Raw genomic sequence first — 13,891 nt, 5'->3', positions numbered from 1 at the left:
CTTTCTTTAAAACCTTATTCCTTTATATAATATAATTCCCAAGTTAAATAAATCTTATTAGACTTACTTTAGTTAGCAAGCTTCTAAATTTACACTACTTTCTTTATCTTTGATTTTGAAATAGCATAACATAATAGTCCAAATAGAGTTCCACCAATTGTCCAAGCAATTACTTGTCTTAATCCTACATTAATTGGATCCCCTAAAATCCATGGCCAAAGATATGTCATTACAAAAAACATAAATATTCCCCACTGTATTGCTGATATTATACATTGTTTTTTTAATTTTTTAATTTCTATATTGTAAGTATAATCATCATAAACCTCTGTTTCATAAGCTCCACTTTTTTTCAGCTTATTTAAAATATAACATGAGTTCCCAAATTGAAGGGCAGCTAAGGCAAATGTTCCAAAGGTTAGACTATGATTAATTCCATCAAAAATAAGACTAATTACCATACAAATTATAAGTAAGTATGATAAGTATAAATTAGCCGTTGCAAGGGTTTCATAAATTACTCCTTGCTGATATTCATCTCTCTCATCTAAGTAACCTATATTGTGTTTTAGAAGTGTTTTTTCAAACTTATTCATCCTCTCGTTCCTCCTCATTAACCCAAAATAATGTGTTTAAATCAGTTCCTAAGGCCTTGGCAATCCTAATACATAAATCTAGGGATGGATTATATTTTTGATTTTCAATTAAATTTATGGTTTGTCTTGCAACTCCAACCTTTTTTGAAAGCTCTAACTGTGACATATTAGCTAGAGATCTATATTCCTTTATTTTATTCATCCCTTCACCTCAATTCTGTGTCATATATATATGACTTTAGTAAAATAATACCATTAAAAATTTTATATGTCAAATATATGTGACACTTTAAGTTTAATGATATAATAAGATTGTATAAAAAATATTATGGTATAAATTTAATTTTTAAGAGGTGTATTATGGACAAGCGTTTTACCTTTAATGAGGATGCTATGAATTATGAGAAATGGAGGCCTAACTATTGTGATGAATTGTTTCATGTGATAATGGTGTCATAGATAATCTAATATTACATTTCTTATCTAAATATAACCAGTAATTATTTATAAGTTAATCTAAAGTTTGATCTCAATTGTAATTATGATAAAATAATCTTCGAGGTGAGAAAAACATTATGAAAAAAACAGTAAAAGTAGTTGGTGCTATAATTGAAAATGAAAAGAAAGAAATTCTTTGTGCCTTAAGATCAAAAGATATGACTCTTCCTAAGCAATGGGAATTCCCAGGTGGAAAGATTGAGGAAGGGGAAACTGTAGGACAAGCAATAGTTAGGGAAATTAAAGAAGAATTAGATTGTGATATAGAATACATATCTACATTTAATGATAATACTCATGAATATGAGAAAGTTATAGTTAACTTAATAACATTAAGATGTAAACTTGTTAATGGAACTCCAAAGGCTAGTGAACATGCAAAACTTATATGGCTTCCAGTAGATTACCTTGAAACTCTTTCATGGGCTCCTGCTGATGTTCCAGCTGTAAAGCAATTAGTAAGTGAAAAGTAAAAAAACAGGAGAAATCTCCTGTTTTTTTATATCTATAATATGGACTCATCTATTATTCCTCCAAAATAACTAAACTGCTCGTCTAATTTTAAGTTTCTATTAAGTCTTTCATTAATTCTTATATATTTTAAAACGTTATGATTGAAATCGTACCATTTTTCTTCATTTAATATGTATTTCTTTTCGCTGTCTATTGCTATTTTTGCAAACTTATTATGAAAATCCTTAAATAAAAGGAAAGTTAAATGTATATTAGGATATTTATAAAATTCTCTTGCAATTTCTAAAACATCATCTTCAATTTCTAAGGTATCCATAAAAGTTACATTTGGTGCTGTAATTACTAATAAATCAATATCGCTTCTATCTTTAATCCATGCTTCTGTTCTAAAACTTCCAAATTCAACTACACAAATTATACTTTTTAACTTTTTTAGTTTTTCTAAGAAATCAGCTTCTGTCATATTAATCACCTCATTTTATTCCTAATCTTATTATATCCTAATACTTTCACTTTTAAAACTTATTAAAAGTCTGCTAAATTTAAATCCTGTAGTATAAAATTTAATGAAAGTTAAATGTATATTAAGATATTTAAGAAATTTCAAAAGAATTTCTTAAGTGTTCCATAAAACCCTTAAGTGTTTCATTAAATTCCTGAGCTTATCCTTTGGTATTGTTGAAAGAGAAACAAAAGTTTAATATAATGTTCTTAATGAACCAAGGGATGGGAGGAAGGACCATGAACAAAGAGGAACAGGTTATAAGTGGTTTTAGAGACTTGTTTAACAAGCTGGCTTGGCTTAATAAGTCTAAGATGGAAAAGTGTCTTAAGGGGTATAAGCCTTCTGAAATACATTTTATTGAATATATTGCTAAGAATGTAGATTGTAATGTAACAAAACTTGCAGAGTCCTTTTATATGACTAGGGGTGCAATAAGCAAGTTAAGTAAGAAACTTATGGAAAAGGGCCTTATTGAAAGTTACCAAAAGCAAGACAACAAAAAGGAAATCTATTTTAAACTTACTGAAAAAGGAAAGGCAATTAATAAGATTCATGATGATCTCCATAAAGAGTTTCAAGAGCGTGATAAAGCTGTCTTTGATAAGATAACTGAGGAACAATTTGATTATATGATTAACTTTGCAAAAAAATATAGTGATCATTTAGATGAAGAAATAAAGAAGATTGAGGTAAATATTAAGTCAGAATAATTTAAAATGGTTCATATCTAACGTATAATTCTGTGATAACATGGGTAAATATTAAGTCAGAATAATTTAAAATGAGTTTTACCTAAGGCAAATAAAAAATATATAATAAATTTAAACACTAAAAATACAAGCAGTCCAACTCTATGGAGAAGGAACTGCTTTTTTGTTTTTCGAAATTTTGTTGACAAAGAAACAAAATTAATTTATTATTGTTGACAAGGAAACAATAATAAATTTTGAAAGGAGATTTTAAATGACTAAATTTAAATCATATAATAAAGAAAAAAATGAAGAAACATTGGATAAGAAGGCTTTCATCTTTGGTCTTATGTCTGTATTTCTTTGTGGAATGGGCTTTAGTATTATATCCCCTGTTGTTCCATTTTTAGTGGAGCCTTATGTAAGCAATACTAGTGAACAAGCTTTCTTCGTTACTCTACTAACCTCAGTTTATGCAGTTTGTGTATTTTTTGTAGCTCCTGGACTTGGTGCTTTAAGTGATAGATATGGACGTCGCCCCATACTTTTAATATGCCTTTTAGGTTCCTCAATTGGATACTTAATCTTTGGTATAGGTGGCTCTATATGGGTACTATTTCTTGGACGTATAATAGATGGTGTAACAGGTGGGAGCATAAGCACAATTTTTGCATATTTTGCAGATATAACTCCTAAGGAAGAAAGGACTAAATACTTTGGATGGATAAGTGCAAGTGCAGGTATAGGTGCTGCCATTGGCCCTACTCTAGGTGGAGCGCTTGCCAAATTTGGCTATGCTGTGCCAATGTATTTTGGAGCAATAATAACCTTATTAAACTTTATTTATGGAATCTTATATATGCCTGAAAGTCTTCATGAAAATAATAAGCTTAAGAAAATCACCCTTGTAAGACTTAATCCATTTACACAGCTTATGAGTGTACTTTCTATGAAAAACTTAAAAAGACTACTTATTTCAGCCTTCTTAATTTGGATACCTAATGGATCTTTACAATCAATTTTTTCACTATTTACAATGGATACTTTCAATTGGACACCTACATTAATAGGACTTATGTTTTCAATTATGGGTATTCAAGATATTATTTCACAGGGCTTAATAATGCCAAAGCTTTTAATGAAACTTAGTGATGTAAAGATAGCAATCCTTGGAATGGTCTCTGAGATTATAGGATATGCTCTTATTGCAGCATCAGCTATTTTCACATTCTATCCTTTTTTCATAGTTGGCATGTTTATATTTGGTTTTGGAGATTCAATTTTTGGTCCCTCATTTAATGGAATGCTCTCTAAGTCTGCTAATTCTAGTGAACAAGGAAGGATTCAAGGAGGTAGCCAAGCTCTTCAATCTCTAGCAAGAATAATTGGCCCTATTTTAGGAGGACAAATCTATGTATCTCTAGGTCATTCCTCCCCTGCTTTTACGGGTATGATTCTAATAATATTGGCCATACCAATTTTGTATAAGAGTATTAGATAGATATTGTAGCATATTAATACTGGTTCAGAACTAAAGGACAAGTTCTGAACCACTATTTTTATAGCCTAAGCCAATTCTATCTTTTTTTATGCAAAAGACTTTAATATTTTCTAAATTTTTGATTATTATTCTTCAACTTTATGCCAAAAGTTTTTTTAATATTACTCATAACAAAAATATCTTTTATGGGAATTCTAATAACCTTAATTATATTTAAGTTATCTCCCTTATAATCTGTTCTCTCAGTTTCTCCACTCTCTATCTTTAACATGTTAAACTGTGTAGAATCATCATAATAAACAGAATATTGTCTTTTTACTGTGGTTGATTTAGGAAATATTCTAGTAAAATTATCTGGCTCATTAAGCTCCCCATTTATTAGTATAGCCTTGTCTGTCATTATAATCTCACCATTAGAATTTATATTAGTGAAGTAGAAAAACATTGTTTTTATAAAGTTGTAAATCAATACTACTATAGTTACTAAAAAACCTACTGCTATAAGCTTAATTATAACTGGCTTGGCAGTGTCAATAACTATATTTCCTTCTATAGCATCTAGTATTATTGGCTCTAAAATAATTAGAGAGTACACTATATACATTATATAAACATACTTCAATCCATTACCTAAGCATTTTAATCTTTCCTTTGTTTCATTATTTATATATCTTCTCCACTCTTCATTAGAAAAAGACCATCTTATTATTTTTTCATTTTTCAGATTCTTTCTCACTCTAATAAACTTTAAAATATTTATACATATAATAATAAAGGTAAAGATAATTATGCCTGAAAATAGCATTGTAACAAATATATTTCCTAACGCCCCATCTATTTGGGATATACTTTTCATTACTCCCATTGCTACAGCGAAAATTGCAATTGAAGTTATAATATATCTATAATATTTCATTTTACTTCTCCTTAATAAAATACCAGTAAATTACTTTTTAATATTATAGCATGGAAAGTAAATGAAATATGTAAATCTTCTATTACTAAATCTTAGTTTAAATACAAATTAAGTTATAAAAATAGAAATGGTAACCGTCTTTCTAATAACGCCAATGCCAAGTTTAGATGTAAATCAATTTATAAAAATATAGAGCTAAATTTATATAGTATTGGAAAATAATTGAAAAATAATGTTTCATTCGTTACAATAAAGATATATAGAACATTTTGATAAGTATAATTTTTTAAGAAGGTGATTTTATGTTTGAGTTTATTATTATAGGAGCTGTAGGAATACTTTTCTCTGTTTTTGGGTATTTAATAATGGTTAAGAAAAAAACAAGCTTAATACACGATTATCACCTAAAGGGAGTAAAGGACATTAAAAATTATTGTAGCTTTATGGGAGGATGTTTATTCTTTTTAGGCATAATATTTGTAGGCTTTTCTATTTTAGGATTTACTGAAATTTTAACTTTTGCACAAATGCAACTTAGTATATTTATTCTTTGTATTTTAGATGTTGTAGCACTTTTTGTTATACAGAAAAAATTTGCAGGGCATATACTTTAGGAAGTATAAAATTACTTTCTCTAAAGTTATTGAAATTCTCACATTGTTATATGAGATAATAACCCCTTATTATATAATGTAGGAAAATCAAAAATAAAAATATTCATGAAAAGTATAATAAAGCTTCTTATGCTTGTTTAAGATAAAAGAACCTTATGATTTTAGCATAAATGATAAAGTTCTTTACTAAATGAATATATTAAAATAATAAAAAACCTTATCATTTGTAAGTAAATGATAAGGTTTTTTATTATTTTCTATTAATATTATTTTATGATTATATTAAAATTTCTTTGCTCTATCTAAGAACTCTTGTTAAATTATTTTGAAAACTTGTAAAAAAGTTATAAATTATGTAGATTTCCTATAAGAACTCCTGTGAGGCTATTTTTTGATATAATAAACTATTTATTAGCTCTTTTCATAATAAGCTTAGTGAAATGGTTATTCACTATTTAAATGTTTATTATCTCTTCCTAATTTATTACACACAATCTAAATTGTCTATGTATAATGGAAGTGGTAGCCAGCTATTTAAAAAACTTGGAGTATCTTTATTGAAATTAAAGTAGGATTTTATTGGTGAAAATAAAAATTCCATTGCTTCTAGCTCATTTAATTCAATATGAAATTCCTCTTCACTGCTATTTAAAGCTTCCTTATCTTTATAGATTTCTTCTCCACTACTATGGAAATATTCCTTTTCTTCATAAATTACATCTTCACTATTGTTGAAATTTCCTTTAGCTTTATAGGTTTTCTCTTCAACTTTTTTCACTTCCACATTGTTTTTATGAACTTTAATCTTTAAAACTCCATAGTTTATTATTTTTATGTTATACTCCCCATCTTCTAGATTTGAGTAAGTGGATTTTAGTTTTAGCATTATTCTCACTATCTTTTCATAGTTAAATATTCTAAAATTATTATTTTTAGTAATTGAGTAATTTTCACATATCTTTAAAAACTCTGATATTTTCTCTCTTTCATAGATTGGAACTCTTACATTTACTTCCCTATGATTAAATGTTTTTATGTATGAAGCTATGACAAAATTTAAATCATTGTTATTCTCTATAACTATTTCTTCAATAAACCCATTATTTGAGGAAATATATCCAATAAATTCGCCATTTTTAAACACAGAGTAAATTCTGCAATTCCATGATTTTAATATATCTAAGAATTCTTCTTTTTTTCTTTCTATCTTTACATTTTTCTTACAATGAAGTTTGTATGCCTTTTCTACTATATTAGGATCATTTTCATCTAATAAATGAATGCTTATTCCCTTATTAATTAATTCATCACGCTTATAGTTTATATTTACATGTAGAATATTAAAGTTTATATGTTGTCCACAAGGCTCATATCCAAAGTGTTCATACCTCTGTCTATACCCATTAAGAACACTCATATCCACATTCTCATTTTTCATCTCACAAATAGCTTTATTCATAAGTTCTTTCATATAGCCTTGTCCCTTTGAATAGGGATGAGCTGATACGCTTCCAATTCCTACAACATTTACTTTTTCATCTAATAAGCTTAAGGTTAATGGAAAAGCCCCTACTACGCCCTTTATCCTGTTATCTACTTTTATTATATGATGGTACTTAATTTTATCCTTATTCTTATATAGTTTAGGCAATAAGACTGGAAAATCAGTGCTTTCACCTGAATGACTAAATACATAATTTATAAAGTCAACTAACTCCTCATAATCCTTTTCATCTGCTTTTAAATACTCTTTCCCCATAATTCTCTCTCCCTTATTATTAAAAATCTAAGTACTTCTCTTAATCCTATGTTTAATTATAAAAATAGTCTATACCATGGTTATTATAAAAATCAATGCTCCTATGAATTAAATTATAAAAAAATAGATAGACCTTAAAATGTGATCTACCTATTTTTATTATATTTTTAATTTATAATGTACTAAAACTATGAAGATAAATTTTAGCAACTTTTTAATATAACTTTTTATTTGGAAATTTTTTAATATGCCTCTTTATTTTAATATGCTTCATACAAAAACTCTGTTTAATATGCATTTTTTATCTTAAGATAAATTAATCTTAGTCTATTTCTCTACAGCTTAAAACCCAACAATTAAGCAGTCTAACAGTCTGATATTTCTTTTGGATTTCATATTTAGTTCCATCAATCATTGCAATTACAGGTGAAGTTCTTTTAATAAACTCAAAGGCCAAGCCATCTTTTCCACAGTATTTTGCAACCTCTAAACAAATATCCTCATCTGTTTTAGGTTCAACATCCAAATCAATTAAAAAGCCTTTTTTAAACATAAAGTCTAATCCCCCTTAATAAAGTTAATTTTTAAGTTTATTATATTGGATAAATTGATTTTAAAATTAACTATTTTACACCATTTGAAAGTAGCTAGTACATGTGCTATTTTAAATTAGCTATTTTATTGTAAATGCAATTTCAAATTAGCTGTTTTACACTATTTAAAAGTAGCTATTTTCTATGCTATATAGTTATTATAAGTAGTTCACTACTCTTTTCATGAAGCATTTATGAATTCTGTTATATATACTATATAATTATTATCCATATTTTTCAATATATTGAGAATTTTAAATAAAGTTAATGCTTTAATTTATTCTTTTGCCACTTAAAAAGGTAGAATCATTTTAAAACCCACTACACTTTAAACTTTAAGTTAATAATTTTCAACTTAAAACAGTAAAATATTTTTCAAAAATACCCCACGCTTTATGCCTTAATTTACTGCCTTACAGCTTAAAATCCAACGATTAAGGAATCTTCCATTTTCATATTTCTTTGTGATTTCATACTTATTATCCTTAATTTTAGCAATTACAGGTGAGGTTTTTTTAATAAAATCAAAAGGCAAATTATTCTTACCACAATACCTTTCAACTTCTAAACAAATATCTTCATCAGTTTTTGGCATATCATCTAAATCAATAAAAAAACACTTTCTAGCCATAGTCTCTACTCCCTAAAAATTTATTTTTCTCTTTTTTCCTAAAAAGATTTTTCTTATAAAGAAATTTACTTCATTTATTCAAATATATATAAATACCAATAGATTTTATTCCTTCATAGCCTATAATTTTCTGTAAAAGTATTTTTACTTAAATGTATTTTTTAACTTTAAAATATATTTGCTTAAAGAAATTTTTACTTGAAAGCATTTTTTCACTTGAAGATACTTTTTTACCTTAGATATTTTAGGGCTTTCATAGTTTTTTACACTTTATATTTTTTCTTAGGGTGATTTTTCTTTGAAGGCATTATCAACTTAATAAAAGTTTTTACTTAGGGAGATTTTTAACTTGGATATACTTTTTGATTTATAGATTTTTCTTAGATGGATATTTTTTCACTTTATATTAAAAAGATTTGCAATAAGGTTTTTACTGCAAATCTTTTATGGATGTCAATTTAATTTATATTTACTTCTTTTGTCAACTTAATTTATCTTTACTTCTTTTATGGATTTAAGTTTAATTTATTCTTACTTCTTCATTGGTTTCCTTGTTTATTAGATATATTTTTACATTTTCCTTATTTACTTCATTTGGATTATAGAAGATTTTTCCCATGTAGAACTGGTCATACTGGGAGTTTGCATTGTAGCTTGGGTCGATATTACTATATCTTTTTATTACCTGCTCATAAAACCCAACCCATTTTTCTAAGTCATAAATTGCATTTATATTTTCCCCTTCAATTCTAAGGGCATATTTATTTTCTATTTCTTTGCCTTTTTCCTCACTTATATTTCCTACAAATATGGGTATACAGCTTCCAAAGTCAAAATCTCCTATGCTTAAAACTTCAAAATCAATATCATCTAGTTTAAAAGTCTTTTTAATCTCTTTGTAGTTTTCCTTATCTGGATAAACTACTCCATCAACTTTTATAGTTGTATCTACCCTTTTTTCCTCAAAGAGATTTTTACTACTTCCCTTTTCTCTAGCACTTACTAAAAAATCAAAATTATTAACATATTTATCATAGTCTTTTCTAGCTACAATTATTCCAACATTAACAATTCTCATCTTATTATTCTCTACTTTTCTTAAAATATCGTGGGCTGATACAAAATATGCTGTGTCTGGAAAGCTTGGACTACCTGTAATGTGAAAATCATCCTCTTCTATAGGAGAATTATCCTTTGTGGAAATAGTGTAATCAAAGAGAATGTAGTGATTTACTACCTTAGGCTTCTTTATTTCTATATTATAATTATCAAATTCTGTATTGTAAGGAAATTGTGCCTCCACCACTTTTGGCTCTTCATTAATTTTTATCTCTAACCTCTTTACCAATACTTTAAGCCCTAAAAATATAAGAATTAAATTTAAAATTGTACCGAAAAAAATGATACTTAGAAAAAGTCTTTTTCTTTTTTTCATTCTCTATTCCTTTCAAATATATTGTATTTTTTAATTTAAGATATTTTAATAATTATAGCATAAAATACCTTTTTAAACCTTTATTCTTATATTACACTTGACACAATTTAAGTATCTTCTCTAAATCTTTTTCTCAGTTAAAAATTTTATTTTAGGCTCTGTTTTAAACAATGGTTTTTATATGATAATTTTACAAAAATAAATAACAATAGAAACTTTTTAGTTCTTAATATATCTTTATAAATCAATACTAGTTTAAAAAATCAAAACTTTAAAACAAAAGGAGGAATTTAACTTATGTTTATTGGTTATAGGCTACAAAAATTGCGAAAGAAAAGAAAATTAACTCAAAAGGCTTTAGCTGAAATGACAGGTATATCTCGTTCTTATCTCTCAGATATAGAACATAACAGGTATAACCCTAGCTTTGATACTATTGAGGCATTAGCCACATCTCTAAAGCTTGATTTAAAATCATTTTTTGATGATACTCTCTTAGAAGAAGATTATTATTTAAAACCTCTAAATGAAGAGCTAGAAGATGAAAGATTTGAAGAAATTGAGGAGCTTTCTGAAAATGAAATTATTGAAAAGCAAATAATTAACAATGATTTGAATACTTCTTATAAAACTAGCTCCCTTTCAAAAAAGGAAACCTTAAATATTAAAGCAGATTTAGAGAAAACTCTAAATAACTTAGATAATTTTGAAAAGAATATAGCCTTTGAGGGGTTCCTCTTAGATGGTGAAACAAGAAAAGCTTTTAAGGAAAGCTTAGAACATTCAATGAAAATGGCAAAACTAATTGCCAAAAACAAATTTTCTTCTAAAGCAAATTAGCCAATTAAAATCAATTAAACCTGCTTAAAACACCAATATCCTTTCATTATAAAATATTTGAAAGGTAGGTGAAGGACTTGCATCAAAACTCATAAATTTAATCAGGAGTTTCATTGGTGCAATCCAAAATATATATGAATATAAAAAATTTAGCAAACCAATTAGTAAAAAAATATGGATTAAGGGATCCATTAGAAATAACATTAGCAAAGGGAATCATACTCTTAGAAGAAGACTTAGGAGAAGTATATGGCTATTCCCATACCTATAAAAGACAAAGCTTCATCCACTTAAATAAGAATTGTTTATTAAAAACAAAAAGGCTTGTATGTGCCCATGAATTAGGATACCTTCTAATTCACCCAAAAGAAGAAATACATGTTGTAACTGATTCCTCACTAGAACCAAAGGATGACTTTGAAAGGTATGCCAAAATCTTTGCTGCACACTTACTTATATCAGATGAGATGGTAAAAGAGTATGAAGGAAAAAGTGCTGAAGATATTGCTAACTCCTTAAATCTGCCTTTGGATTTAGTTTTGATTAGGTTAAACCCTTAAATTTCTATATACTATTAATCTATTAAAGAGTATTCAAGAGCAATGTAACTAAATATATATCTTTTCTTATATAGAATACAGACCTTTCTAATCTTTTTAATAGTTACATTGTCTCTATAATTACTAATAAGTCAATGTAAATTTTCTTTACTACCTTAACATATTATTAACAACTTTCTTCCATCCACAAAATCTCCTAATATAAATATTTTTAATAAAATAATGGATTTTATGCTAATTTATTCATAAATTGTGAATAAATTAGTATATTAAAGATAATTCTTTATAATCTTTAATTATAACATCTCTTAATTCTGTTAATAAAAAATATTTTTGTTAAAATATTCTTAAATATTTATAAGAAAGAAGGTTTTTCTATGGATCTTTTCAATGAGAGTAATTCAGCTAAATCTAAAAATGGGAGTGACTTAAACTCATTAGTAAAACAATTACTAAGTAAATCTTTATCAGAAGGTTCTATCAAAAAATTTGTGTACGAGCCTAGATATAATCATCCTGATACAACTTATCAACAATTTAGTCCTGATTTTGAAATCGAATTAAATAATGGTGAAATTATAATTATTGATAATACTACAACTGCTAGACATGATAGATTTAAGCAAAAACAGTGGGATGCTTATGGTGTGAAAGAACATTTTAAAGCTAAAAATAAAAAAATTAATTATTTTGTAGTATTGCCAAATAATGATTCTATAGGTAATGATACATCAAGAGATAAGGAAATAAGAAATGTTGAATTGGAACAATCTAAAGTAAGAGGGAAAGAATATTTCTCTATGATAGATGATATTATCCAATTAAATGATTTAATAAGTCTTATCGAAAAAACAAAATAATAAAATAAAAATAGGAAGGACAAGCCTTCCTATTTTTATTTATATATTTCTACTTATTAATACTAGTTCGTTCACTAACAATATTTAATGCAATTTTTAATTGTTCTGCTAAAGCTTTTACTAATAATACTGGAATCGCATCACCACATTGCTCATACTTATCTTGTTGTGGATCCGAATGAAATTTTACATACTCACCTTCAAACACATACCAATCTGGAAATGATTGCAACCTTGCTGCCTCTCTTGGAGTCAAACCTCTATTATTATAAGGATGAACCATTTCATCAAGACAATGACTTGTTACTGTAAATGATGGTTCATTTGCTTTTAATCTTCTATTTCTAGCAGCATATAATTTATTGGGAAAATAAGCTCTAACAATATCTTCTTTTCCCTCATTTATTAATCTTTCAGCAGCCTTTTTCATACCTTCGCCCTGTTTAATATAACTCATTCTATTAATCATTTTTTCTCTATGCTTAACAGCTTTATGTATCTCTATTAAGCCATCATCAATAGATTCCTTTATATGTGGTGGTATATACCCTTCCTTTCCTGCAATAAATTTTAAATAATTATATACCGCTTCTGAAATCTTTCCTTTTCTAAAATCTTCCTCAAAGTTATATGTTATTTGTTGAATATCAGCACCTTCTCCACTATTCAACTCAGGTAAATATCTTAGAGCATCACTCACACTAATATATTCAAATTTTCTTCCTTCTCCGTGAGTTTTTTCTGGATAAATATATGGATTCTCTCCATACATTTTATTTATTCCTATAAGGAAAACTCTCTCTCTATTTTGAGGAACACCATAATCAGCAGCTAAACATTTAATTATATTCTTATCAGTACTAGCAAGATTATATCCATAATTATCAAATTCTTCTACAATAACATCAAATACTTTTATATTATTACTTTTCTTAGTTAATAATCCTGGTACATTTTCAAAAAATATAAATTTACTATTTGAAATACTAGCTATTCTTAGCATATTCTTAAATAGATCATCTCTTTCATCACCATCAATTCTCTTCCCAGCAAGTGAGAAAGATTCACAAGGAGGTCCTCCCGCAACAACATCTACACTATTAGTTTTAAATTTCTTTTGAAGTATTTCAACTATAATATCATTATCTACTAAACGTATATCTCCATGTATTAAGCAAGTATTATCAGTATTAATATTTAATATTTCTTCTAGTCTCCCCTTGTTTTCTAAAAGTTCTTGTAAAGAATAAACTTCCGCTTCATGGTTTCTTGCATAAGTTTTTACAGTATTATCACTCATCTCAACTGCAATTAAAGGCTTAAATCCAGCATTTTTAAATCCAGTACATAATCCTCCTGGTCCAGCAAATAAATCTATATATGTGTACATAAATTTTACTCCTATTATTTTATATTTTTT

Annotated in this window: 16 protein-coding genes; 7 read left to right on the top strand and 9 right to left on the bottom strand. The window is 26.9% G+C overall.

Annotated features, from left to right (window positions below; genetic code table 11):
• Positions 1 to 89 precede the first annotated feature (89 nt).
• On the bottom strand, positions 90 to 596 hold the full coding sequence (locus CPF_RS05090) for a hypothetical protein (RefSeq protein WP_003459130.1): 507 nt from the start codon (positions 594 to 596) through the stop codon (positions 90 to 92).
• On the bottom strand, positions 589 to 798 hold the full coding sequence (locus CPF_RS05085) for a helix-turn-helix transcriptional regulator (RefSeq protein ID WP_003453830.1): 210 nt from the start codon (positions 796 to 798) through the stop codon (positions 589 to 591). The genes CPF_RS05090 and CPF_RS05085 overlap by 8 nt, the downstream gene beginning before the upstream one ends.
• 373 nt (positions 799 to 1,171) lie before the next feature.
• Between CPF_RS05085 and CPF_RS05080 the strand changes: the two genes are divergently transcribed.
• Positions 1,172 to 1,567 carry a (deoxy)nucleoside triphosphate pyrophosphohydrolase gene (locus tag CPF_RS05080; RefSeq protein ID WP_003453973.1) on the top strand — a complete coding sequence of 132 codons (396 nt, stop codon included), beginning with the start codon at positions 1,172 to 1,174 and terminating at the stop codon, positions 1,565 to 1,567.
• Between the two features lie 32 nt (positions 1,568 to 1,599).
• Here the strand turns inward: CPF_RS05080 and CPF_RS05075 are convergent, their stop codons facing one another.
• The gene (locus tag CPF_RS05075; protein WP_003475672.1) at positions 1,600 to 2,031 is read right to left on the bottom strand and encodes a nucleotidyltransferase domain-containing protein; all 432 of its coding nucleotides are present in this window, start codon (positions 2,029 to 2,031) and stop codon (positions 1,600 to 1,602) included.
• 278 nt (positions 2,032 to 2,309) lie between these two features.
• On the opposite strand from CPF_RS05075, the gene CPF_RS05070 reads away from it, so the two are divergent.
• Positions 2,310 to 2,783, top strand: coding sequence for a MarR family transcriptional regulator (locus CPF_RS05070; RefSeq protein WP_011590531.1), 474 nt, complete (start codon positions 2,310 to 2,312; stop codon positions 2,781 to 2,783).
• A 253-nt stretch (positions 2,784 to 3,036) separates the two neighbouring features.
• Positions 3,037 to 4,263 (top strand): MFS transporter, encoded by a 1,227-nt coding sequence (locus CPF_RS05065; protein ID WP_011590530.1) that lies wholly within the window; start codon positions 3,037 to 3,039, stop codon positions 4,261 to 4,263.
• 100 nt (positions 4,264 to 4,363) lie between these two features.
• On the opposite strand, the gene CPF_RS05060 is transcribed toward CPF_RS05065, so the two are convergent.
• Positions 4,364 to 5,179, bottom strand: coding sequence for a hypothetical protein (locus CPF_RS05060; protein WP_011590529.1), 816 nt, complete (start codon positions 5,177 to 5,179; stop codon positions 4,364 to 4,366).
• A 302-nt stretch (positions 5,180 to 5,481) separates the two neighbouring features.
• Here CPF_RS05060 and CPF_RS05055 point away from each other — a divergent pair, with 302 nt between their 5' ends.
• Entirely contained in the window at positions 5,482 to 5,793 is a 312-nt protein-coding gene (locus tag CPF_RS05055; RefSeq protein WP_011590528.1) for a DUF3784 domain-containing protein, read from the top strand.
• A 484-nt stretch (positions 5,794 to 6,277) separates the two neighbouring features.
• On the opposite strand, the gene CPF_RS05050 is transcribed toward CPF_RS05055, so the two are convergent.
• The 4 genes from CPF_RS05050 to CPF_RS05035 all read right to left on the bottom strand — a co-directional run bounded on the left by CPF_RS05050 (position 6,278) and on the right by CPF_RS05035 (position 10,124).
• Entirely contained in the window at positions 6,278 to 7,552 is a 1,275-nt protein-coding gene (locus CPF_RS05050) for a GNAT family N-acetyltransferase (protein ID WP_011590527.1), read from the bottom strand.
• A gap of 322 nt (positions 7,553 to 7,874) precedes the next feature.
• Positions 7,875 to 8,105 carry a DUF4318 domain-containing protein gene (locus CPF_RS05045; RefSeq protein ID WP_011590526.1) on the bottom strand — a complete coding sequence of 77 codons (231 nt, stop codon included), beginning with the start codon at positions 8,103 to 8,105 and terminating at the stop codon, positions 7,875 to 7,877.
• 440 nt (positions 8,106 to 8,545) lie between these two features.
• A complete protein-coding gene (locus tag CPF_RS05040) occupies positions 8,546 to 8,776 on the bottom strand; it encodes a DUF4318 domain-containing protein (RefSeq protein WP_003475677.1) in 231 nt (76 codons plus the stop codon).
• A 520-nt stretch (positions 8,777 to 9,296) separates the two neighbouring features.
• The gene (locus tag CPF_RS05035; RefSeq protein WP_041702748.1) at positions 9,297 to 10,124 is read right to left on the bottom strand and encodes a hypothetical protein; all 828 of its coding nucleotides are present in this window, start codon (positions 10,122 to 10,124) and stop codon (positions 9,297 to 9,299) included.
• Positions 10,125 to 10,508: 384 nt separating this feature from the next.
• Between CPF_RS05035 and CPF_RS05030 the strand changes: the two genes are divergently transcribed.
• The 3 genes from CPF_RS05030 to CPF_RS05020 all read left to right on the top strand — a co-directional run bounded on the left by CPF_RS05030 (position 10,509) and on the right by CPF_RS05020 (position 12,471).
• On the top strand, positions 10,509 to 11,051 hold the full coding sequence (locus CPF_RS05030; protein WP_011590524.1) for a helix-turn-helix domain-containing protein: 543 nt from the start codon (positions 10,509 to 10,511) through the stop codon (positions 11,049 to 11,051).
• Positions 11,052 to 11,167: 116 nt separating this feature from the next.
• The gene (locus CPF_RS05025) at positions 11,168 to 11,611 is read left to right on the top strand and encodes an ImmA/IrrE family metallo-endopeptidase (protein WP_041702642.1); all 444 of its coding nucleotides are present in this window, start codon (positions 11,168 to 11,170) and stop codon (positions 11,609 to 11,611) included.
• A gap of 377 nt (positions 11,612 to 11,988) precedes the next feature.
• Positions 11,989 to 12,471: a hypothetical protein gene (locus tag CPF_RS05020; RefSeq protein WP_011590522.1), complete on the top strand. Its 483-nt coding sequence runs from the start codon at positions 11,989 to 11,991 to the stop codon at positions 12,469 to 12,471.
• A gap of 49 nt (positions 12,472 to 12,520) precedes the next feature.
• On the opposite strand, the gene CPF_RS05015 is transcribed toward CPF_RS05020, so the two are convergent.
• Positions 12,521 to 13,861 carry a DNA cytosine methyltransferase gene (locus tag CPF_RS05015; RefSeq protein WP_011590521.1) on the bottom strand — a complete coding sequence of 447 codons (1,341 nt, stop codon included), beginning with the start codon at positions 13,859 to 13,861 and terminating at the stop codon, positions 12,521 to 12,523.
• Positions 13,862 to 13,891: the final 30 nt, after the last annotated feature.

Origin of the sequence: Clostridium perfringens ATCC 13124 (assembly GCF_000013285.1) — a bacterium.
GTDB lineage: Bacteria > Bacillota > Clostridia > Clostridiales > Clostridiaceae > Sarcina > Sarcina perfringens.
This window is presented reverse-complemented; position numbering and strand designations above follow the sequence as displayed.

Bases quoted from the DNA above. Each gene is read 5' to 3' on its own strand.
- CPF_RS05090 (WP_003459130.1), bottom strand. From the start codon at position 596: ATGAATAAGTTTGAAAAAACACTTCTAAAACACAATATAGGTTACTTA.
- CPF_RS05085 (WP_003453830.1), bottom strand. From the start codon at position 798: ATGAATAAAATAAAGGAATATAGATCTCTAGCTAATATGTCACAGTTA.
- CPF_RS05080 (WP_003453973.1), top strand. From the start codon at position 1,172: ATGAAAAAAACAGTAAAAGTAGTTGGTGCTATAATTGAAAATGAAAAG.
- CPF_RS05075 (WP_003475672.1), bottom strand. From the start codon at position 2,031: ATGACAGAAGCTGATTTCTTAGAAAAACTAAAAAAGTTAAAAAGTATA.
- CPF_RS05070 (WP_011590531.1), top strand. From the start codon at position 2,310: ATGAACAAAGAGGAACAGGTTATAAGTGGTTTTAGAGACTTGTTTAAC.
- CPF_RS05065 (WP_011590530.1), top strand. From the start codon at position 3,037: ATGACTAAATTTAAATCATATAATAAAGAAAAAAATGAAGAAACATTG.
- CPF_RS05060 (WP_011590529.1), bottom strand. From the start codon at position 5,179: ATGAAATATTATAGATATATTATAACTTCAATTGCAATTTTCGCTGTA.
- CPF_RS05055 (WP_011590528.1), top strand. From the start codon at position 5,482: ATGTTTGAGTTTATTATTATAGGAGCTGTAGGAATACTTTTCTCTGTT.
- CPF_RS05050 (WP_011590527.1), bottom strand. From the start codon at position 7,552: ATGGGGAAAGAGTATTTAAAAGCAGATGAAAAGGATTATGAGGAGTTA.
- CPF_RS05045 (WP_011590526.1), bottom strand. From the start codon at position 8,105: ATGTTTAAAAAAGGCTTTTTAATTGATTTGGATGTTGAACCTAAAACA.
- CPF_RS05040 (WP_003475677.1), bottom strand. From the start codon at position 8,776: ATGGCTAGAAAGTGTTTTTTTATTGATTTAGATGATATGCCAAAAACT.
- CPF_RS05030 (WP_011590524.1), top strand. From the start codon at position 10,509: ATGTTTATTGGTTATAGGCTACAAAAATTGCGAAAGAAAAGAAAATTA.
- CPF_RS05020 (WP_011590522.1), top strand. From the start codon at position 11,989: ATGGATCTTTTCAATGAGAGTAATTCAGCTAAATCTAAAAATGGGAGT.
- CPF_RS05015 (WP_011590521.1), bottom strand. From the start codon at position 13,861: ATGTACACATATATAGATTTATTTGCTGGACCAGGAGGATTATGTACT.